This is a genomic window from Pseudomonas sp. SWI36, from assembly GCF_002948105.1.
In the GTDB taxonomy this organism is placed as follows: domain Bacteria; phylum Pseudomonadota; class Gammaproteobacteria; order Pseudomonadales; family Pseudomonadaceae; genus Aquipseudomonas; species Aquipseudomonas alloputida.
In genome coordinates this window covers 3,209,760-3,230,658 of sequence record NZ_CP026675.1, presented here as the reverse complement: position 1 = coordinate 3,230,658, position 20,899 = coordinate 3,209,760, and the positions used below count along the sequence as shown (strand labels likewise).

Here is a 20,899-nt window from a genome sequence, read left to right as displayed (position 1 = left end):
ATGAATTTTCGGCTCAAGCTAGCCAGCATTGTCGTGGGCTCGACAATGCTCTCGGGTGTTTCCTACGGGGCGCTTTACGGTTTCGGCCCTGCCGAGATGTGGACCGCTGCGCAGATCAGCGCGCTGTCAGCATCCGTGGGCACCAACATCACCACGTTCGGCACGACCTTCGGTAACCAGATGACCATAAAGTTCGAGCAGATCATCTCGGCCGTGGCCGTAGCCACCAAGCAGGAAGCACTGTCAGCGAGTGTGGTCGCGGACAACAGCAGGCAAACCGCCGAGCAACTGATCAATGCCAGCCGCGCGCAGCAACAGAACGCGGCCGCGACCAAGGCCTACCTCGACTTCAACGCAGCGACCGGCCAAGGTTTCGACCCTTGCGGCACCGTGATCAAGAACAAGTCGATGGACATCGCATTCACCAGCATGGCAGCCAAGGCCAAGGCAGCTGTCGGTGAGCTGGATGCCTCTCCAGGTCGCCTGGTGGCTTCCACAGGCAAGGCGATGCAGCAACGCCTGAAAGAGCACCGCGACAAGTTCTGTACCGCCGCAGAGGCAGACGCCGGGCTGTGCACGCTCAGTACGCTACCCGGTGGTGACACCAACGCCGCCCTGCTGTTCGAAGCCGCGGATGCTGACTCGCTGGCCACCGAAGCGCGTACCGCCTACATCCAGCACGTGATCGGTCCCCCGGACGAAGCCTTGGTCAAGGCCGCTGGCGCTACGCCCGCCGGCGAAACCTACATGGTGCAGAAAAACCGCAAGGACTCGATGTTGTCTGTACCGGCCTACAGCCTGTCGATGATCAACGCCGCCAACACCCGCAGCACGGAGTTCGGCGGCAAGTCCCCCAATGAAGTGCTCAAGCTGCGCGTGAACCAGTACTTCGGTGGCAAGGAAGCGCAGCAATGGTCGGGCAACCTGGCCCGCCAGACCCAGCGCGGGTTGCTGGTGGAGGCTGCCAAGATGGGCGGCCTCGAAGTCTGGATTCATCAGCAGCAGTACGAGCAGAACCAACGACTGCTCGCTAACCTGGCAACGCTGGTAATCGCCTCCTCTGACGGCCTGGACGCCCCTTTGGAAGCGCGCTACCAGAAAGTGTTGTCTGAAACAGCAGCGCAGTCGGTACAGTGAGGTGCCCATGAAAAAGGATTTCGACGCAGCGCGTGAAGCGCGCAAATGGAAGGTCTCGCTGGGTGCTTCGCTTGTGCTGACCTCTACGCTGGCTTGGGCCTATTGCCCACCCCAGTATCAGGAAAATACCGTAGCGCCGGCATTCACTGCGGCCACCCAGACACTCAACGGCCTGGTGTCCGGGGTAGATGCTTCGCTGTCGGCCCTGCTTGAAACCGAGAGCCAGCGCCTGACCTCGGCCATCGCGATCCTGACCAAGCAGAAAGCCCTGGCGGCAAACCAGATAGCGGAAGCTGGGCACAATGCTGCCCAGCAAACGGCGACGGGGCTGAAGGTGCTGGCCCAGACCCAGCGGGTCAAGCAGTCACGCTTCGACTACGGTGGCGAATTCGGCCAAGGCTTTTCGCCTTGCTCGGTCTATGCGACACGAACGCTGATCAGTGCCCGCGATGCCGACATGGGCACCGAAGTGCGCCAGCGGGTCAAGTCCGAGATCGTGGCTGCACCAGGCACCTACGCCGAGCCCATCAGCGCCCAGGCTGCACTGGTCAAGGCGCGCAAGCAGTTCTGCACCCAGGACCAGGCAGATTCAGGCTTGTGCGAATCGGTCGGCTCGCTGCCGGGCGCCGACCTGACCGTGGCCACCCTGTTCGAACCCGTCATGGAAAACGAACCGCTGTACCAGGCGAAAGTCGGGTTCGTCAATAACGTAGCCGGCCTGCCGAACGGACCGGTGCCAGCATCGGCAGGCAAATCCGCAGCCACCGAAGATTACGCGCTTTCCAAGGCCCGCAAGGATGCGCTGGTGTCGCCAGCACTGGCCAGCCTGAAAGCAATCCAGCTCGACTATTCCGGCGTGGAAGGCACGGAAACAGGCACCGACCTGCCACTGGCCGTGCACTTTCGCAACGAGGTCAAACGCTATTCGGGCAATACGCCTCAATATGACAGCTGGGCCCGGGTCATGGCCGCACAGAACGAGCGAGGTGCGCTGATCGAGATCTTGAAGATCAAGGCGCTGGACCTGGCCATACTGGAAAAACAATATCGCCAGTACGAAAGCATGGAGGCCCAACTCGCTTCGCTGGTGTCCATGTCGGTAACTGCCGCGGGTGCGCAAACCCAGACCACCCGGGCAGCGGAAAATGCCGCCAGGCAGAACGTACAGCAGAGCGTGCAGTGACGGAGCGCAAGGGATGAACAGAACGATCTTGCGCGGCCTCGCCGGCCTGAGCCTGCTGGCGTGTGCCCACGGCGCCATTGCGGACACCTGCATGGTGTCCCCCACCGACAAGGAAATTGTTTCCGGTCGTTTCGGCAAGTTCCGGGGTGGCGGCGCGGCCAACCATGGTTCGGCCAACCAGAAGGCGCACATGCACGATGGCCTGGACTTTTCCACCAGCGGTACATCGCAACCGGTGTATGCCACCACCGAGGGCAAGATCACCTTCGCCGGCTCTCGAAGGTCTGCGGGTAATGCGATACTGATTCAGCGGGCCAATGGCGATATCGTCGCCTACTACCACCTTAGCGGCTTCGCCAACGGCATCAAGCAAGGCGTCACGGTCAAGCCGGGGCAGCAGCTGGGCCTGTCAGGCAACACCCCCAGTACGTCCATGGTGAAGCACTTGCACTTCACCTATGGCACCACGAAAAAAGACGAGGCCAGGGCCAAGGCGTTCAGGGAAAATGCTCACCGAGGGCCATTCAACCCGGCGCAGTTGCCTTCCGCCGTGGTCAGCCCGCAGGCTGGCATTGGCTGGAAGACTGACCCGGCCCCCTATTTCTGCCAAACTTACGCCATCCAGGATGGTCACCCCGAGCATTACCCAATCCTCGGCAAAGACACCAAGGCGCAGCACCAGATCCTTTTCGGTAATGTACCTTCGGGCGGGGTTGCGCCAGACTCCACGGCTGAGCCTGTCCAGGTGGCAGCAGCCAACGCCGATGCAGCGCTGGCCGAAGCGGATGGCAAGACGCCTGCGATGTACTTGTCCGACGCTGATGGCTATGGTGCCTTGCCCACCGCTCCGATCGGTGGCTACGACACCATGTCGGTTTCAGAAATGCTGGCGACTGAAGCCAGCCGGCGCTTCAGCGATGCCGAGTGGAACAACAGTATCACCCATGTTTCCAGCCGAGCCCTGTGGGTCGACTACAACCGGGCGGTCGGTGTCGGTAATTATTTGTCGGAAGCGATTTATCGCAAGAAGGAAAAAGTTGAAGCATTGCTTGCCGTTTACGCGTCGCAGAAATTGGCAGGTCAACGGATGCAGACCGACAGGGCCCAGCAGCGAGCCCAGAGAGGAGCTGTTTCCAGATCCATTGAATAACGCGGCGCCCACGAAAGGTAAACACAGATGGAACCCAAAGAACTCGATAAGCCTGATCAAGCCTTCGCTGATTCTGCTGCCGGGCAAACAGCCCAGCCAGGGCGGAGTTATGCAGGCATCCTGGTCCATCATGGCGCAGCACCCTATCAAAACGACCCTGCCAAGCAGGGTAGCTACTACGTAACCCTGCAAACACCTGCCGGTCCACAGACCCTTTGGGGGGCAGGCCTTGAACAGGCCATGCGCGAAACCGCACCCGCCGTCGGCAAACCCGTGCAACTGGATTACCAAGGTGGCGCCGAAGCCGGCAGCGAACAGTCGACACAAGGTCGCTGGAGCGTGCATTCGATCGATACGGCTGCCCTGCAGGCCCACAATAGCGGCCAGCAAACAAACGCCAGGCCGTCGCCAGGCGCCGCGCCAGATATCGACCCAAGCGTATTTGACGCCATCATGAAGGTTGCCGGGGAGGTGAAACCCAAAGGATCGTCCCTCGACCCTGATGAAGTACGCCGCATCAACGCAGCCCTTCTCGACAACGCGAGCAACGCTGCAGAGCCACCGAAACCCGCAGAACCGGCAGAACAGGAGCCACAGCACCCGCGGGACGCCAACGGTGCCGAATCATTGCTCAGGGGCGGCGCCCAACTGGTGGGGGGCGTAGCCTCGCTCACCGGCGCCGCCATGCAAGGTATCGGCAAGGGCGCGAGTGCCCTGGCCTCTGCCCTGCGTGGGGATGGGCAAGTTCAGGATGCACAGGTGCCCTCAGCGCAATCGGCCACTGCGGAAAAACACAGCGCGGCGGTTGAGCCCGGCTCGGCCGAAGAAATGACCGGACGCGTGCAGGTGTTGCCGCGCCTTTCCGAGTACCGGGTAGATCAGGTTGAAAAGGCCGCGACCAACTACGAAAAAGCCCACTCGGCCTTCTGGAACGCTGGGAGCCTGCCTCAGGTGCGCGAGCAGATCGAAACCCGCGCCGAGCAAACCGGCCTGAGCGTTCCCGAAGTGATCGAGAAGATGAAACCCGACGGCGAATACACCGACCTGCACGAAAGCTTCGTCCAGGCCGTAGGTGAGTCCCCCGACGCCCAGAGCAGCAAAAAAGCCATGGACAAGGCCCTCACCGGCTGGGCCCGCCAGTACGGGCGCGCCCAGGAAGAATTGCTGAACCCGGAAACCCAGGACAACCCGCACTACGACAAGCTGAAGAACCGGCTGGAAAGCTCCAGCGAGAGCATGCACCGCAATGCGGGCAGCATGCCGGCTTTCGCGGGCGAAACGCAGTCGCATCTGGAGCGCCTGAGGGAAGTGATGCAGCGTATTGGCGAACGCCTGAAGGAAATGGTGCAAGGCATCGTCAGCCTGGTTCGCGGCAAGCCTTCGGGCCCTTCACAGGGCGATGACTTCACCCCTTGAGACAGCCCCCAGCTCAGCCGATTCCCAGAGGGAGCCATGAAGGCGCACGTAATCATCCACGCAAGGAGAATGGAATGACCGAGTACAGCAACTGGAAAGAAATCACCGCCACGCCGGAAGCCCACCTGGAGTTCCTGCGGGTGATCGACGGCAAGCTGGAAGAAGGCCTGGGTGGCCGGAACCTGTATGAAAAACTGTCCAAGGAAATCACGGTGGAAGGCAAGGCCTTCAGCCAGGCCTTCCACCTGAACAAACTGGAAGCCAGCTCGAACGGTTGGGACACCGACGAGACGCCCGACCCGGTGAAGCTCGAGATCGTCGAGTTGACCTCAAGGATCAAGGAGGCTGACCCAGGCTACGACCTGGCCCACTTCATGGTCGGCTATGAGTACATGATCAGCGAGATGAAAGAGCGCGGCGTGGAAGTGAATGCCGGGCTGGACCACAGCGACCCTGTACCAAAGAACCGCAGCGGCTCGGACTACGAGCCGGGCATGTGACGCCGGGAGGCACCTGTGAAAGCGACCATTTCACTCATGCTGGCCTTCGGTATGTCGGCTCTGGCGAGTGCTGCCCAGGCCCAGGAAGCCCCCGTGGCCGAGGAGCAATGGCAGGAGCTACCGCGCAATACCACCATCTACGTGCCGGTGCCCAAGCAGGTCACGCCGGTTGCAGCTTATCGTTCGTGCTCGAACCGCTACGAAGGTGAGCGCTGCGATTTCTCCACCCCTCGCCAAGGAGTGGTCGAAGGCACATGCCAGGCACCGGAAATGCGGCAGCCGCCCGCCTATGGCTACGAGATGCAGCAATACCCCGCCCAGGTGCGCACGGCCTTGGTTTGCATGCCCGTCGAGGGCCCGGCTGCTGGCGGCCCGGACAACCCGGGCCACGAGTCGCTCCAACCGCCTTCGACAGCCCCACAAGCGCAACAGCCAGCCCCCTAGCCCAAGGGTGCTGAGCTCTGCAACTTCGGACTCGCTCGCCGTCGGTTTAGCCTTGGCGCGCTTGGCCGCGCCGGCGACCTGAGGCAATTGCTGGTACGTCAGGTCTAAGCTGCTGCCGCCCCTGGTGGCTGGATGTTTACCAGGCCAACACTCACACCGTCGGGTCGGGCGCGTCATCCTGCGGCGTTGCTGACGACTGCGCCATCTTCGCCATCTGTCCGTGCATCAGCTGAATCAGTTCGCGCAGGCGCTCTGCTTCAGCCCTGAGCTGAACGGTTTCTTCAAAATACTGGCGCACATACCCACGCAAGGGCTCCAGCTTCTCGTTGGCTTGCGCCACACCGGCATCCCAGCCTTCAGCATAGCCATGGGAGCGCCCTTTCCTGAAGCCCTCCTTGCGGCCCTGCCCCAAGCCTTCCTGGTAGCCCGCCTGATAACCCTCCTGCAGCCCTTCCTGCCGCCCTTGGTCGCGGCCCACATGGAGGTTGGCAATGGCCTGCTGGACAGAGCCGTTGTAACCGCCATCCAGACTCATGTTGCCCTTGCGTGCAGCCCAGTTATCGTCCATTTCGCCATCTCCCCGGATCGGCGCTTTCCCGGAGCATGCGCCGCTAGATTGTGGTCAATGCCAAACCCGATACTGTCGGCCGGGTTCAACGCGTAGTCTTTACCTCGCCCCCAGCTGCTTGCTGGGCTTCGGCCTGAGGCAAGGCAAAACTGGCCAGCCGATGCAGCGCAACCGCTACCCAATCGCCACCGAAACGCTTGTCCTCCAGCACCGACTTTAGCGCCAGGATCGGCACACAGTGCCTTGCCAGGCCTTGGACATAAAAAGCAGCCGTCCATTCGGGCAGCAAGTGTTTTATATCTTCGTGGGTTTCCACGCTGAACACCAACGCAAGAATACCAGGCAGGGTCTTGACCTCCCGGCTGGGCAGCGCGTCCGCCAGCCAGAAGGCCACTTCGCCAAGCTGGCCGGCCTGGATCGGCAACAGGGCAACGACCTTGTTCCCGTCATGATCAACGACAATACCCGGCTCAAGATCGAGCGTTTCCGCGTCAAAGCCGAGCGCTGCCTGGCGAATGGGCAGCGACTTGAGGAAATGCTCCAGCAGCGTGTACATCTCGAAAGCTGCCGGAATGTCCTTCTGGATGGCCGGCGCACTCTTGGCCATCACACTGACGAAGCCGCCACCCGCCTGGGCGAGAACATCGCCACTGATGGCCTGCGCCACGAAAGCCTCGAGTTCACACAACGAATACATGGTCCCACTCCCGCACAACGGCTCGACTAGACTGAACTTAAACCTGCTGACAGGTCCAAAAACCTCAGTCGTTCGTGTTTTGTATGTTTGCAGCCCAAACTTCAAGGATGTACCAATGACCCATCAGTTTCACTGTGCATTTCATCCCGCGCCGGGCAATGACGGTGGCGTGCTGAACATCGGCCCTGCCTCGGTCAGCATCGACCTGGAAAACCTCTGCCTGTTCGCCAATGTGGTCGGGCAGATCGAAAAGCGCCGGGCGGCCGGCGTAGCCAGGTCAGAGATTCTTGGTGAGTGGGTGGGCAGTGAAGATATCGACTGGGCGCATATCGGCTTTCACCCCTGCCGCGAAAGCTACAGCCTGCGTTACAACGGCGTAGCCTGGGAGGCGCCTGCCGACGCCACCATCGCCGCTGCCGCCGAGGCACGCTTGTTCCTCGACAACATGCGCCTGCAGGCCTGACCTGACGGCGCGGCACTTGCTACCTAGCGAGCGAGGGCCGTGCTCGCGTGGTACTGACCGAAGAACTCGAATTCAACCCGGCGGTTGGCTGCACGGCCAGCGGGGGTGTCATTCGCAGCGATGTAGTCGCCCTCCTGCCCCTCGGCGCTGATTTTCGCCGCTGGTACGCCACGCCGAACCAGGTACATCTTCGCCGCCTGCGCCCTGAGCAAGGCAACCCGGCGATTTGCCTCCACCGTGCCCACACTGTCGGTAAAGCCCACGATCTTCACCTGCAGCGCGTCCTGCGCCGAGCGCACCAGCACGTCGCCATCCTCGGCGCTGGGGCTGAAGCGTGAGTGGCCGAACGCAAAATTGAGCGTCATGTGGTTGATCGAAGTCTGGATCTGGTCCTGTCGCGCCCTGATTGCCAAAAGCTCCTGACGACTGCCATTGGCGTCGGCTTCAGCCGCAGCCAACCGCACCCGCAAGCTCTGGATCTCGATGTTCAGGGCATTGATGGTCTGTTGCATTTGCGCGGTGTTCTGCCCTTGCGCCGAGGGTGCTACATAGGGCACCGGGGCGGCGGGGCTCTCCACCAGCTCGAACCCTGCGAAAGCCTTCGGGGCAAGTGCCACCGAGAGGGCGGCAAGTACCAGCGGCAGCAACCTGCGAGGGGTGGAAACGAAGGTGCTCATACATCTCTCCAATATCGCAGGATCACGAAAACGATGCTCGACCAGGCATACCCCAGCAGCATTACCAGGATGCCTGCCAGCAAGTAGGTACGCAGCGGGTCCATGGCATCCTGGCCCAGCGGCTGAAGCCCGGGAACCAGCGTGGCCGGGAACCAGGCGAACAGCAGCGCCACCAGCGGTGCGAGCCATAGGCCAAGGCGCAACTGGCGATGGTCGCCCCCGCGCGTCCACCATGCGTACCAACCCAGGCTGAGCAGGTAGGCAGGCAGCAACATGACGCTCAGCAACAGGGCTGAAAAGGACAATGCCGCGGCGTAGAAGCGCGGCGACCCTTGGGCCATTTCACCCATCAGGGTCGCAACCACCGCGATGGTAAAAGCGACCAGCGCCACCAGCAGAGGCACCGACAGCAGCCACAGGGCTGCGCGACGATCGCCCACGGCCCTGAAGCCTGGCTTCACGGCAGGTGGAGGTAATGCGTAGGACATGCCTGGAAACTCCTTGTAAGGGTCAGCCGGGCGGCCAGATTCAGAAGAACTGCCGCTGCGTGCCAGCCAACGTTCGACATCCTGTCATCTATCAAAATGACCTGTTAGAAAAATGTAGAAATTGATGGCGAGTATGAATTTGGGGCCTTTTGCCGTCAAGGTTTGAATCTTCGTCACGGGCAGGCACTCACTTGACCAAGCACAGGGCGTAGCGCACACTCGACGCATGTAAAAAACGTTTTTCTAACAACACGAATTAATAGCACTTTGTCATCCAGAAGGATCTGACGCATGAAAGCCCTGCACCTCGCCCTGCCGCTGCTGGTTTCGCTCGCCTGCACATCGGCATACGCCGCAAACATCGATCAGGCCGAAGCCAATGCCCGCATCACTCAGGCCCTGACCTGCAAGCGCAAGGTTTCCCCTGACCAATTCGAGGCGCTGGTCAAGGCCGCCAACGGCAAGGCCATCGTGCAGGCCTCGGACCTGTCCGACGGCGAGTACACCGTGCCTAACCCACTGGACGTTTACGGCCGCGCCGTGACCAAGCTTGCAATGCACCCAGGCTCCAATGGTGAAGGTGACTTCGATACCTACTCCGGCGTATTCACCGGCGAGAGCATCCAGGCAGTGGCCAAGCTCGCCGACATTCCCAAAGACGAATTCGGCCAGTACAAGAAAGAAGTCGGTAACCACGACCTGTGGCTGTATGAAGATGGCAACAGCACGTACATCAGCTGCTCGTACGACATGCGCACAGTGGTGAAGACCATCAAGAGCACAGCTCGCAAGGCAGCGGATGCGGTACAGCGCGCCACCCAGTAACGCCTTGCGAACCTGTATGCGCTGAAAGGAGTCACGCCATGAGCTTCAGGACACTGGCTGCGAAGTTTCTGGAAACGGTCAAGGACGACCTGGGCATCCCTGCCCGTTTACGCCGGGTCATCGCCGACACTCCCAAGTTGCGCATGAGGGTGGATGACACCGCCGCCGTCATTGCCTCATCGAGCGTGGTGCGCTGGCATGAGTGGTCGCAGCGTATCGGTTTCGGCCAGGGCAGCGAACAGAACGGTCAGGTCAGGGGCTGGCGCGCCAGCGACGGCCATTACCACAGCGAGCATCGGCAGATCGCCGCACTGGCGCGGCTGGGCAAAACCGAAACCGTGCATGAATTTGCCTGTGACATCGGTGAGATAACTGGCCTGTCCGCCTCCAAATCCGAGCTGTACAGGTTTTTCTCCCTGCAGCAGATGGCCGAGCAAGCCTGCCAGGCTTTCACTCGCGACATGAGCCAGGAGGGGCTTGCGCAGAACCTGGGCTGGCCGGAGATCGGCATCGTGCATGGCGGCAGCGACTTCATGGTGCGCTACGACTGGGATGTTGGCCTGTACCTGGCCAACAACGGCGGCTCGCACCACTTCGTCGCCGCCCGGCATATCGCCACGCAGTTGCAGCAACCGGTTACGCTGCAGGGTCGCCTGGTCCGCAACGGCCTCGATGCCGAGGCCGCCGCTCAGTTGAACGATGAATACGCCATCTATGCCGTGAACAAGGATGCGTTCTTCAATGATGCACTCGATGCCCTGCGCGACTTCAAGGCCACTCACTATTGGGGCGACCTGCCGCAGCCGTATAACAACGGCATGGCGATCTTCCTGCCCAGAGAAGAAGCGCGCTCACGCAAGGTTGCGCAAATCTTCGCCAGCGAAGGCTTCACCGATGTAGGTGAAATGCTGGTGGAACTGGCATCGCCGGATGCGGCTGTGGAGCGCCGGGCGCGCCAGGAAGAGATACGCGCGCGCATTGAGGCCCTGCCAGGGCTGGAAGCAAAAGCCGGCGTGGCACACCTCTTCGGCACACACGCGGCAGCCGCCCTGCGTGATGAACTGGTGACACAAGTGGACTGGCAAACCGTAGAGCAGGCCACCCTGGATGAAGCCTTCGGCATTCACCAGCTCGACGCCCAAAGTGTCTACGAAGCGCTCGCCCAACATAGCCCAGGCGCCGTTTCGAGGCATTCACTGCGAACACTGCGCGCCACAGTCGATGGCTACGCGGCGCTGCATGAGCGCCAATTGGCCAACCTGCCTACGCCCGAGGAACCAAGCCCCGACTGACTGCGGGACACCTGGTCATCAGGGACGACCCACGCAAGGCGTCCGCCGAAACTCGTAGTGCTAGCAGCTTGCAGGTGAGAGCAGGAAATGCGGCTCTGATGAACCGCAGAAAATCAATTTTTCAAGAATGCAAAGTTGACATAGAACAGCTCAGCCAGAGCAATATTGTCCAGCCAAGTGATGAATGCGCGCTGCTGCTTGCTCCTGAGCGCGAGCCTGCTCGCAAGCCCACGACAGCGTCGCCGAATCAGGAATATTCTCAGTGATAGCCTTTTTAGCGATGAACCACAGGGCGCGCATGACAAACAGCGGGTCTTCAGTCAGTCGCGTATCTCCCGAGGTCTGCAGGTAAGTAACTAGCGCCTGGGTCGCACTGACCAATCCCTTGTCCTGACTGAACTGGACCAATGTACCCAGTGCCTGCGGATTCATTGAAGGATGAATCGTCAGCGGAGTGCAGCGTTCGGAATCGAGCAAATCCCAAAACGTTACGCCGTCCTTGCAGACCATGCCCACACGGCGACCACCCGCCATGTCATCGACCTCGATGAAGGTGCCTGGCTGGTATTTGTGGATTTTCATCTTCTCGCCCTTACCGATTGAATGGCCGACCACCGCCGGCAACAGGTGCATTTTAAGCAAGCAGGCAGCAAAAAGCCTTACTACTGTGATTAGCGAAACTCAGCCTGACCGTCAGGGCTCGGGAGCTTGCCAGATAACAGTTCGCTGCAACTCGTGGGCGGCTGGGCGGGCAACCATCGCACGCACCAGCGGCTTGCCATCTTCCCCGGGAATTTCGTAACCATCCGTCAAACTGCCTTCCGGCCGCTCGGCAATCCATTGCGCGGCCTGCTTGAGGCCATCATGAAGGAAACCTGCCTGCGCATCTTGTGCCACGTGCCGCATGTCGATTGCGATCAGGACACCGCACTCACCAGCGAACGTCGGCGCCTCATAAGCAGCCTCCAGCCCGCCCACCACGTTGCCGTTGGTGTCGTGGAGCATGATGGGGTCACCAATACTCAGGGGGCCTCGATTGCGGACATAGTCACCGGCATCTTCGACAATACGGCTGGCCTCGTACTCGAAGCCTAGGTCAGCAAAGGCCGATGAGCCTTCGCGGTCGATCCGAAGCACTGCATACTTCGGCGGTATGTTCGGGGTTGGCAACGGCACCTCTTCAAGGCCGAGCCGTTGAATGTGCTCTATCTCTGGTTTCGAGCCCGCGAGCAATAACGAGAGTTCAGCCACTTGCTTCCGTGACTGCGCAGCCTCTTCTGCCTCGAAGCGTTCTTGTCGAGCCTCTACTGTGCTGCTGAAGCTGCTATCGGGCTGGTAGTCAGGCAACGACGAAAAACCTTCGGCCTTGTCGCTCCACCCGAAGAAGTTCTGACCTAGCTCCTTGCCGATACGTCGGATAACTGGCTCGCCGCGCGAACCATCATTTTCAAATATGACTTTCCGGCCGCTCACCGCGTGATCGAAGGGCTGTTTCTGCCACTCCAGACGCCCCAGGATCTTCCACCCCAGCACATTAGCCGTACCACGCTCCGTCGGAAACGGTCGATTGTTGAGCACTGTCCATGAACCGTTCGCCTCGCGCCTGAATGCCTCATTGCCTTTGAGCAATCGAGAATCGATCAACGCATCCTGCAACCGGTCAGGGTGCTTGATCAAGGCGTTGTATTGTTCGATGCGCTTCATTTCTTCCGGCGGCAACGGCGCCAATTCGACGCCTGCAGACTTCAGGCGATCGTACATGAAGGCCAGTGGACCAGCAGCCAGCAGATCGTTGCGGTAGCCGCCCCCAACTTGAGAGTGCGCGCCTGCGAACTTCACCTCTTCGACTCTTGAGTTGTCGTCGTTACGCAACGCGCTGGTCAGCGGAAACGTCGTACGATACTCATGCATTGCCACCAGGTGAGTGGTCGACTTTACGTTCCTGCTTATTTCCAGGTTCTTGTCAGGGTGGCTTTCAGTTATGGGCAAGCCGTAGGAGGCAACAGTGTCGAATATGGCGAGTTTGTTCACCTGCGCCTGACCAGGCGGAATCAGGTACTCCCGGGTCGCTTTCCACTGGCTATCAAGCTTAGGTACACCCCGATCAATGATCTCGTTCGCCAAGGCACGCGCTTGCGCTGCGCCGCGACTGAAGCCGATCAGGTTCAGGTCGACCTGCAGATCCTGGTTCTTGTTACAAAACGCGACAACGGCCTCGTAGGCTTGCTCGATACGGCTCTCGCTACCGCGCCCGGTACCACGCTCGACCAGGGCAGTCGGTGTGCTGCGCTGATGGCTACCCACCCCGTCGAAGTAGAGCTTTTCTGAGAGGCCCAGGTAATGTGCGGGATCATAGGCGACGGCCTCATGGCCGGAGTTTCGGGAAAGGTTGGTACCTTTCGCCGCATCACACTCATAAAGACGGGCCACGTTAGTGTGGGTGCCCAAAGGTTTGTCGTTGTCCTTGCTATTAGCCGTACCGTCAAAGTACACGCTAAAGTATACATTCTTACTCATGTCATATCCCTATGAACAACTGCAAGCGTCAGCCTTCATTCAACTTCAGAATATGGGCCTTTATGGCCGCACCGGCCCGTTCGATAAAGTCGCCGAAAAACGCCTTGCCCAAGCCCCGCAACGGTGAGCCGTCCAGGGAATCCGCAGCCGCCTCCACGGTGACAATGGCAAACTGCTCGGCAATTATTTCGACACTACGCTTGCGCATCCAGGGCTCGTCATACGGCTTCTGATACCACGTGGCGATCTGGTATTGAATGTCGTCCCTCTCAAATGCCCGGTACAGATGCTCGGCCAGCGCGATAACAGTTTCGCGGATCAGACCGGGATCAATATTGTGCGCTTCAAGCAGCGCCTCCACAGGAGCGTTGGCAACTGCCAGAAGGTCCCCAGTGGTGTAGCCGGGCATCGGTGGAAATACGCCGGGAGGCAACTCAACACCCGTGCCCTTGTTGTCGCCCAAGTTGTCTTCGTCTTGCATATGAACATCCTCATGCAACATACCAAATCCAGATTACCGAGGCTGCTCCAGTACTTGAAGGATTGCCCCGCTCGACTAGTCATCGCCCAACTAGCCAGCTTGCTGCAAGCGCTGAGCAGCAGCATGGTAAAGAATTGTCAGATCCTGCCTGGCACCCATCACTTCATTGTGAAAAACCGCCGACACAAAAGGCGCCACCTTGAAAAAGTCCGGAAGCACTTCCGGAGCGCTGGCATGTATCGGAAAGACCGGATTGGCCGGCGCAGCCAGCTGAAACTGATAACCAAACCCGCCCAACCCCGCGCGTTCGGACAGCGCCTGGGCGATGCACAGCACCGCCACCAGCCCGATTTCTGCCACATCGTCAGCATACAGTTCACCACCATCGTAGATAAACTGCTCACCACGCACGATGGCCTGGTCCGCCAGGCCGGTCAGAAGCCGTCGAAGCTGGTCTTCCAGTTGATTGTCATCCATGCCAAGCCTCCGCCAAGCGATCCGAGTCAGGTATCAAGATACGCACACGATTGCGCGTCACCGTCCAAGACAACCTGGCGCGGGTAAAATTCCGCCCACACTGGCAAATTGCCAGACCATTGTTGCACCTGACAGCGCCAAGCCATGTGCGGCAGGACAGCGCCGTGGTTCAGCGGCTTTCATCATCGCCGTCTTTGTCGCTTGCCGAGCCGCTTCCGGCTGGAAGCGCAGCGTCGCTGAACGCGTGATTCTGGCTCGCTGAATGTTCTGCACCCGCATCAGGCGAGGCAGGCGGCTCCTGGGCCTTGTCGCTGCCGGCAGGTGGCGCCCCACCGGTCAGCGAAGCCTTGTACGCGTCGATCCGGGCGTCTGCACCTTCATGGTAGGCCGCTTTGCCTTCAGACATCGCTGTCGAAAAGGCTTGCTTGTACTCGGCCCCAGCGGCACTTGCAGTAGCGGCTAAACCCGCACCTGCAGTCAGCGCGCCAGCCGATACTGCGTCACGCACCCGGCCACCCAGGGACGCAGAACCCGAGTTGCGCAAAGATTCCACGCCAGACCGCCCCGCAGACAATGCAGCACTGCCCGCGCCACGCATGGCCCTGCCTGTTGCAGCAGCCCCCCCGGCGACCGCCCGCCCGAGGGCGACGCCAGCCGCTTCGCTGCGCTTCTCGCCGAGCGTACGATTGTCAGTCGACGCAGTCTCACCCTTGTTATCGCTGCCTTGGCTTGCACCGCCCGCGCCTTGACCGTTCGCGCTGAGCAGTGGCGTCTTGCCCCCGCGACCACCGCGCGGCCCACCACCCCTCGGCCCACCACCCTCTGGGCCACCACCCTCAGGGCCAGCATCAGGAGAACCGCCGCCCTGGGATGTCAGTCGCTTCTGTCCCCCACCCAGGCGCATACCCGAGCCACTCCCGTGCAGCCTCGAACCCACAGAGGCGACGCCGCCGCGCATTTCCGCTGTTGCGCTGGTTTCACCCATGCTGCCGAGGCCGCCGCCGATCCACCTCAGCACCTCGTCAGGCAAGGTCTGAGGCAGACCGAAGATCATGTACAGCACCGGCAGAAGTGTCAGGCCGAACACCATGAACCACCAGGCAAAGGTCAGGAACTCGGCAATGACCCCAACGCCCCCGCTCGAGGAAACGACCGCCCCCCGCATGGCGAAGAAGCCCTGCGCTATGTAGTCGATCACAGGGTCGGATACCAATATCGCGGCAAACAGCCCCAGAACGGCCAGTGCCGGGCGAGCGAACAGCGACAGCAGCAACAGGTAGCCCTGCGTCTGCGAACCCACGAACGTCCGATCGGGTGTCATGTGCATCACGGCCCAGAGCGGGGCAGCAATGATGGATTGCAACACGGCGAGCACCCAGCCGACGAACACGATCATGAACAGCGTGTAGGGCAAGCTGGGAAGGAATACGCCAAAGTAGAAGGCCAGAGGTTCAATATAGGTCGCCAGCAGCGCGAGCTGCTTGATCGGCACCTCCATGACCCAGTCCCACAGCGGGATGACAATCTTGTCGAGATCCAGCCCGTTACCCAGCGCCTTGACCGATGAAACGGTACCGGCCAGCACCCGTACTGCCGTCGCAGCACTTTTGATGGCAACATCGGCGAGCAGTATGCCGCCACGGGCAACGCTCAGGTAATCGCCCACGCACTTCATGCGGTTGAGCGAGCCCCCCATCTGCCCCGCCGTGCCACACAGTGGCGTCTGCCCGTTACTGCCCGCCCCCGTGGCAATCTCGACCACGTTCTGCATCATGCCGTTGACGAACGAGGACATCTTGCTGTCCATGTCCGCCCTCAATGACCCTACGTTGATATCGCTTTGCGGATCTTTGGGGATGAGGCTCGCCAGATCATCGGCCTTGGCGGGCTTTGCACCGTTGTACGCGTCTTTCTCTTCAGCCTTCTTGTCGATTGCCTCGGTCACAGTGGTGAGGCTGTTGCTCAGCAACGAGAAGCGCGCATCCGAGGGCAGCCCCGCAAGGGATGGCGCACCCACCGAGCCCACCGGTTCGGCAAGCACGTTGGCGATCTGCCCTCGCACCATGCCGACTCGCTGGAACCAGCCCCCAGCCGCAGCCCAGCCATCTTTCGTGAGCGTATCCAGAAAACCCTTCAAGCCACTATCGACGTCGCTCTGGCCGTCAGTGACCTCTTTGACGAGGTTCGTCGCAATCTGGTCTTCCTGCGTCCTGACAATCGTATTGAAGCGGTTTGAATCGACCTTGTCCCAACCGGGATCGTTGATGGTCGCTGGCCATGAGTTGACCCACTTGTCCAGCTCGCCCATCAACTTGCCAGCCGCTTTCACCTTCGCTAACTGAGTTTGTTCATGCACCTTCTCCAACGCCTGGGGAATGGGGTCGGTCTTGGTCTGTGCCGCGTAGGTAGACAGCTTCACGGTGCCGCAGAATGGCTCGCCACCGGCCAGGTTGGTTACCGCATTGCGATCCTTGAGGAAAAACGTGTATTCGGTACGCCCATCGACAAACGTCTGCTTGTCATAGACCTGCTCGACCTGTCCATTGCCCAGGCTCGTGCTCTTGGACTGGACAGCGGGCTGGCTACCAGACCCACTGTTGGCGTAGATGGCGTTTGCTGCCCTGGCACAGTAGGAAACAGCAACGTATTGCCGCGCAAAGTCACGCAAGCCGTAGAAGTTACCCGCCTGGTTGACACCCTGAACGATCCCGTCCGACGACAGCACGCCAATCGCCATGCCGGCCTTGTAGGTGCCATTGGCAAAGCCGATACCCCAGAGGGCGAACATCAGGACGATCAACTGGATGAACGAGTAGCCGCTGGTCGTCGGCAGCAATACGGCACCGCCTGCCACGATCCGCACCGGCGTCCACAAGGACGACCAACTCTTGCCCATTGCCTCCCCGTCGTTGGCCGTGTTTGTTACCCCCATCACTGCCACATACGAGACGATCAGCGACCCGATGATCAGGATGCCGCTGTTGAAGAAGCTGAACATGGTGGCAAGGATGTTCGCGCCGGCTTCCACAGCGTTAGGGTCAGTACCTGCAACCAGGCTATCGATCACTGGCCCGAAAATTCTGCCAAGCATCTTGACCGATTGATCGGAGCAGTCGCTTGGGTCGCTGCACGGTGAAAACGGCATTTGAGCCATTGTGAATACCTACCTGAATCGAGTTGCGGACGGTTGATCTGAATCGTTCGCGACGAATTCCCTTGGAATGCTCCGTCGTCCTTGAATTGGGCTGTCATCCAACCCGGCAAGCCACAGGGCCCAGGCATGCGTCGAGCCCAAGCCATGGCGCTACCCGTGCAACGTTGACTGCCAGGATAGCGAAAGCGCGCTAATCTTAAACCAGAAATCACCTAATTATCAAAATATTGTTATGTAAGAAAACTAACAAGAACTGACATCAGGATGCTAGCTACCTGAAATTTTTGATAGCGACGCTAGACCGAAGCAAAATGTAAAGTCGTGTAAATATTGGCATTTAGCCATCAAACGATGGATAAATAACCGAATTAGCGTGATAACCTTCGCATTCCGCGGAAAACCCCTCGCGCGCAATGGATCATTCTTCAGATGGTGCTTTCACAGGTTTTGAAGTCGGTTTTCAGGCGCCAAAAGCACGACATCGCGCGCTTTCTCCCTGAAGCAAGAATGAATGGCGCGCTTGCACAGCGCCTGCAGAAGAAGGGTGACGGCGTAGCCAGACCCTGACGAAAAGGCTGTTTTACGGGCAGTTGAGCTAATTCGGCAGCAGTGGCAATTTGGCATTAGCGATCTTGGCTTAGAACGCCCCGACTCGCTCGGCGGGGATACTTAAAGTAACCAAAAAAACGATGATTTCGGGGCAGGCCCAAGAAATGCGAAAGCAAAAATGCTAAGGTCAAGCGAATCGATGAACCCATAGGGTTCGCAAGGGTTTATCCAGCACGTCAGCGGAGATCAGTGGATATCCGCATCAGGCCTACGCGACGCGGCGAGCCGCGCAGGGAAGCAGACGATGCTGAATGCCGACTGGTTGGGCGCGTTCAAGCCCTGTGAATAAATGATGGACATAGATGCAGCTATCAATACGTGATGCCAGCCGATTCGTGATCGGTGCTGGGTTAATGCGCGAGAGAGCCATAGAGGCCTCAGGCAATCCGGCAATCAGCTTTGAGAACGTAGCGCAAGCGGCGCTGCGCGAGGGCCCTGACGGCCAGAAAGTCCGGCAGACCATCGACACCCTTGCCGAACATGAGTCGGCATGGCTGCGCAGCACGCCGCCGCACACCCTGCGCACCGACCGGATCATGCAAAGCAGGGCAGCCGAAGCCAACGCTTTCACGGCCATTCATTGCGCCGTGATCAGTGCCATTGCCTTTGAGGTTGCCACCCCCACCGAAAAGCCCCATGCAGAATCCGGCCTGCGCCAGTCACTGACCCGTGCTATCGATGCGATCGACCATACCCCAGGTTCGCGAGCGGATCGTGAAGGGCTGCTGGGCAGCCTGCGAGACCAGGTGGTGTCCGCAGCCTCTGACGGCGACTTCATGAAACAAGCGCTGCGCCAGAGCGAACAGGCCTACCTGGTTGCCGAGCTGGACAAGACATTCGCCCGCTACACCAAGCCATCGCTGTCGCGCAGCGAGGACCTCAACGACAACAGCATGTAAGGACGAGACCATGCCGACTGCCCAGGACTTCCAGAGCTTCACAGCCTCCGTATTCCCGTCACAAGCGGCGGAAATCGTTATTGCCAAGCAGCCGGTGCTGGCCGAGTACGGTCAGGAGTTGCGCGGTGCAGTCAATCAGCTTGCGCCGGAGGCGTCGCGAGCACTGCTCGCAGAATATGGCGCTGCCTCGCCCACGCTGCTCAGCAGCATCGAAGCGTCCATCCTGCAACGCGAGTTCGCCCATGAACATGCGGCTCAGCAGGCGAACCTTAATCAGAACTGGCTGAACGCGGCCGACGCGCATGCGGCCGGTATCGACGAGTCGGTGGCAGCGGCTGACGATATATGGAATGCGGCTCAGTGATACCCCCAGCCTGCATCGCCTCCCAGCCTGAAAGAAGGGCCGGGTGCCACGGCGACTCGGCGCTTATTCACCACGCCGGCGCAGGGCACCCCACTGCTTAGCGCGAAGCGCTCTTGTACCCATGCAAGGCATCCTTGCACGAGAGCGACGATACAGTGAAGCGCACCACGTACTGCATATAGTCACCAGGCGCGATATTGGCCGGACGCGCGCCTCTGTCAGCCACCGAATTGTAGGCAAGTACGGCATCACACGTTGTCCAGTCGCCAACCTCGGTATTCTGCTTGGCCGACTGCGTGCGCATCTGCGCAGCAAACCCTGCATCTTCCATGACAACCGGGATACGCTGAGGCGTGGTCGTCAAAGCCACATGCTGCCCACTGCCCACCCCCATGAAGCCTACGCTGATAGTGATGTTACCGTTGCGATCGACACGCGGGAGACCACCAAAACGCGTGGCGAACTGCTGCGTGGCCGCCAACCGAGCAAGGGTCTGCCCTTTCAACCTGGCCCAGTATGCATCGGGCGGATTGTCTGCATCATAGGCAGGTGCCGCCCTGTCGTACGGCTTGCCCGCAAGTTTCAGCGCCAGTTGCCGCTGGAAGTAACGGTCACGGCACCCTTCGTTGACATCGCGATCCAGTTCTTTGCCAGATTTGGCGCTGTACAGCAACGCGGACGCGCAGGTGTAGTCATACTGGCCGTTGAAATACAGGTACTGCCCATTACCAACAGGGCTCTTGGTCGGTATCAGGTCGAGCCCGCCGCTACCTGCTCCACCAGCAACACCGGTCACAAGGCCATTGGGCATCATTGAAGTCAGCGAGCTGACCGTTTCGTCCGAGAAACGAATCTTGGTTGTCCCGTCCGGCATCTGCTCGGTCGTGACACAGCCCGCCATTGCCACGGCGGCCAGCACGGGCAGGATGAATTTACACTTGGTCATGCACGTATCCTTACTTGTAAAGTCTGCTTGAGCGCATCAGAAGAACCGCCCCATGTCTTGCTGCTGCACCTTCGCTTGACGGGTCTCGCGGAGCTGGCGCACCACGTCACCCAGGCGCATCTCGACAGGATCGCCACACGGCTCGCCCACCTCGACCACGTAGCCGTCACACACCGACACCTGGATGAGCTGGACGAAACGAGCAGCGGCCATTCGCGCACGCTTTTCACCCTCGTCGACGAATATGCCCAGCGCCAGCGGTGGCATGCGCGAATCCATGAAGTTCACGCCCTCGACAGACAGGTACAGCCGGTCAGAGACGTAGGCAGCCTCGAAAGGCATGCACGAAGCCCAGGCAGCCTCGAATGGCTGGACGCCCACATACAAGGTGTCGCCTTCCAGGGCAAAGCTGAAACGCCCACTTTGCATGGGCGAGAGCAGTATCACGCGGTCGTGTTCAGGATGGCGCAGCACTTCGTCCCGCTTGAAGTTCGCCGTCCAGCGCAGAAAGTTGGCATACGCCACCACCTGCCTGGCCGCCCGCGCTACACGGGCCCGCTCCTCTGCACTTATTGCCGGCCCGAAGTCCTTATGGCCCTGGATCCCCATGTA

At 60.2% G+C, this 20,899-nt stretch carries 22 protein-coding genes; 11 read left to right on the top strand and 11 right to left on the bottom strand.

All coding sequences use genetic code 11. The annotated features are described in order from the left end of the window. From C4Q27_RS15435 to C4Q27_RS15410, 6 genes are all read left to right on the top strand, one after another. A complete protein-coding gene (locus C4Q27_RS15435; protein WP_104887031.1) occupies nucleotides 1–1,137 on the top strand; it encodes a hypothetical protein in 1,137 nt (378 codons plus the stop codon). Between the two features lie 7 nt (nucleotides 1,138–1,144). Next, nucleotides 1,145–2,320, top strand: a complete 1,176-nt coding sequence (locus tag C4Q27_RS15430) for a hypothetical protein (protein WP_104887030.1) — start codon at nucleotides 1,145–1,147, stop codon at nucleotides 2,318–2,320. Between the two features lie 13 nt (nucleotides 2,321–2,333). Beyond that, the gene (locus C4Q27_RS15425; protein WP_104887029.1) at nucleotides 2,334–3,470 is read left to right on the top strand and encodes a M23 family metallopeptidase; all 1,137 of its coding nucleotides are present in this window, start codon (nucleotides 2,334–2,336) and stop codon (nucleotides 3,468–3,470) included. Nucleotides 3,471–3,497: 27 nt separating this feature from the next. Further along, nucleotides 3,498–4,886, top strand: a complete 1,389-nt coding sequence (locus C4Q27_RS15420) for a hypothetical protein (RefSeq protein WP_104887028.1) — start codon at nucleotides 3,498–3,500, stop codon at nucleotides 4,884–4,886. A 74-nt stretch (nucleotides 4,887–4,960) separates the two neighbouring features. Then, nucleotides 4,961–5,386, top strand: coding sequence for a hypothetical protein (locus tag C4Q27_RS15415; RefSeq protein WP_014592441.1), 426 nt, complete (start codon nucleotides 4,961–4,963; stop codon nucleotides 5,384–5,386). 15 nt (nucleotides 5,387–5,401) lie between these two features. After that, nucleotides 5,402–5,830: a hypothetical protein gene (locus C4Q27_RS15410; protein ID WP_064490863.1), complete on the top strand. Its 429-nt coding sequence runs from the start codon at nucleotides 5,402–5,404 to the stop codon at nucleotides 5,828–5,830. A gap of 151 nt (nucleotides 5,831–5,981) precedes the next feature. On the opposite strand, the gene C4Q27_RS15405 is transcribed toward C4Q27_RS15410, so the two are convergent. Then, nucleotides 5,982–6,398, bottom strand: coding sequence for a hypothetical protein (locus C4Q27_RS15405; RefSeq protein ID WP_064490862.1), 417 nt, complete (start codon nucleotides 6,396–6,398; stop codon nucleotides 5,982–5,984). Nucleotides 6,399–6,483: 85 nt separating this feature from the next. Continuing rightward, the gene (locus C4Q27_RS15400) at nucleotides 6,484–7,095 is read right to left on the bottom strand and encodes a hypothetical protein (protein ID WP_104887027.1); all 612 of its coding nucleotides are present in this window, start codon (nucleotides 7,093–7,095) and stop codon (nucleotides 6,484–6,486) included. A gap of 115 nt (nucleotides 7,096–7,210) precedes the next feature. Between C4Q27_RS15400 and C4Q27_RS15395 the strand changes: the two genes are divergently transcribed. Beyond that, entirely contained in the window at nucleotides 7,211–7,558 is a 348-nt protein-coding gene (locus C4Q27_RS15395) for a hypothetical protein (RefSeq protein ID WP_014592445.1), read from the top strand. 23 nt (nucleotides 7,559–7,581) lie between these two features. On the opposite strand, the gene C4Q27_RS15390 is transcribed toward C4Q27_RS15395, so the two are convergent. Further along, nucleotides 7,582–8,235 carry an OmpA family protein gene (locus tag C4Q27_RS15390; RefSeq protein ID WP_014592446.1) on the bottom strand — a complete coding sequence of 218 codons (654 nt, stop codon included), beginning with the start codon at nucleotides 8,233–8,235 and terminating at the stop codon, nucleotides 7,582–7,584. Then, complete coding sequence (locus C4Q27_RS15385) at nucleotides 8,232–8,723, bottom strand: hypothetical protein (RefSeq protein WP_014592447.1); 492 nt, start codon at nucleotides 8,721–8,723, stop codon at nucleotides 8,232–8,234. The genes C4Q27_RS15390 and C4Q27_RS15385 overlap by 4 nt, the downstream gene beginning before the upstream one ends. 291 nt (nucleotides 8,724–9,014) lie before the next feature. Here C4Q27_RS15385 and C4Q27_RS15380 point away from each other — a divergent pair, with 291 nt between their 5' ends. Both C4Q27_RS15380 and C4Q27_RS15375 read left to right on the top strand, forming a co-directional pair. Then, nucleotides 9,015–9,548, top strand: coding sequence for a hypothetical protein (locus C4Q27_RS15380; RefSeq protein ID WP_064490860.1), 534 nt, complete (start codon nucleotides 9,015–9,017; stop codon nucleotides 9,546–9,548). Between the two features lie 38 nt (nucleotides 9,549–9,586). Continuing rightward, nucleotides 9,587–10,840, top strand: a complete 1,254-nt coding sequence (locus C4Q27_RS15375) for a DUF6685 family protein (protein ID WP_104887026.1) — start codon at nucleotides 9,587–9,589, stop codon at nucleotides 10,838–10,840. A gap of 150 nt (nucleotides 10,841–10,990) precedes the next feature. Here C4Q27_RS15375 and C4Q27_RS15370 read toward each other — a convergent pair whose 3' ends face one another. The 5 genes from C4Q27_RS15370 to C4Q27_RS15350 form a co-directional block, all read right to left on the bottom strand. After that, nucleotides 10,991–11,422, bottom strand: a complete 432-nt coding sequence (locus tag C4Q27_RS15370; protein WP_232968713.1) for a hypothetical protein — start codon at nucleotides 11,420–11,422, stop codon at nucleotides 10,991–10,993. A 111-nt stretch (nucleotides 11,423–11,533) separates the two neighbouring features. Further along, a complete protein-coding gene (locus tag C4Q27_RS15365; RefSeq protein WP_104887024.1) occupies nucleotides 11,534–13,357 on the bottom strand; it encodes a phospholipase effector Tle1 domain-containing protein in 1,824 nt (607 codons plus the stop codon). Between the two features lie 28 nt (nucleotides 13,358–13,385). Next, entirely contained in the window at nucleotides 13,386–13,838 is a 453-nt protein-coding gene (locus C4Q27_RS15360) for a hypothetical protein (protein WP_104887863.1), read from the bottom strand. Between the two features lie 90 nt (nucleotides 13,839–13,928). Continuing rightward, complete coding sequence (locus tag C4Q27_RS15355; protein ID WP_014592453.1) at nucleotides 13,929–14,315, bottom strand: hypothetical protein; 387 nt, start codon at nucleotides 14,313–14,315, stop codon at nucleotides 13,929–13,931. A 169-nt stretch (nucleotides 14,316–14,484) separates the two neighbouring features. Then, a complete protein-coding gene (locus tag C4Q27_RS15350) occupies nucleotides 14,485–17,469 on the bottom strand; it encodes a DotA/TraY family protein (RefSeq protein WP_104887023.1) in 2,985 nt (994 codons plus the stop codon). A gap of 962 nt (nucleotides 17,470–18,431) precedes the next feature. Between C4Q27_RS15350 and C4Q27_RS15345 the strand changes: the two genes are divergently transcribed. Beyond that, nucleotides 18,432–18,977, top strand: coding sequence for a hypothetical protein (locus C4Q27_RS15345; RefSeq protein ID WP_256599592.1), 546 nt, complete (start codon nucleotides 18,432–18,434; stop codon nucleotides 18,975–18,977). A gap of 10 nt (nucleotides 18,978–18,987) precedes the next feature. Then, nucleotides 18,988–19,341, top strand: coding sequence for a hypothetical protein (locus C4Q27_RS15340; RefSeq protein WP_014592456.1), 354 nt, complete (start codon nucleotides 18,988–18,990; stop codon nucleotides 19,339–19,341). A 97-nt stretch (nucleotides 19,342–19,438) separates the two neighbouring features. Here the strand turns inward: C4Q27_RS15340 and C4Q27_RS15335 are convergent, their stop codons facing one another. Both C4Q27_RS15335 and C4Q27_RS15330 read right to left on the bottom strand, forming a co-directional pair. Next, complete coding sequence (locus C4Q27_RS15335) at nucleotides 19,439–20,287, bottom strand: hypothetical protein (protein WP_064491224.1); 849 nt, start codon at nucleotides 20,285–20,287, stop codon at nucleotides 19,439–19,441. A gap of 36 nt (nucleotides 20,288–20,323) precedes the next feature. Further along, nucleotides 20,324–20,896 (bottom strand): hypothetical protein, encoded by a 573-nt coding sequence (locus C4Q27_RS15330; RefSeq protein ID WP_256599591.1) that lies wholly within the window; start codon nucleotides 20,894–20,896, stop codon nucleotides 20,324–20,326. Between the last annotated feature and the right edge of the window lie 3 nt (nucleotides 20,897–20,899).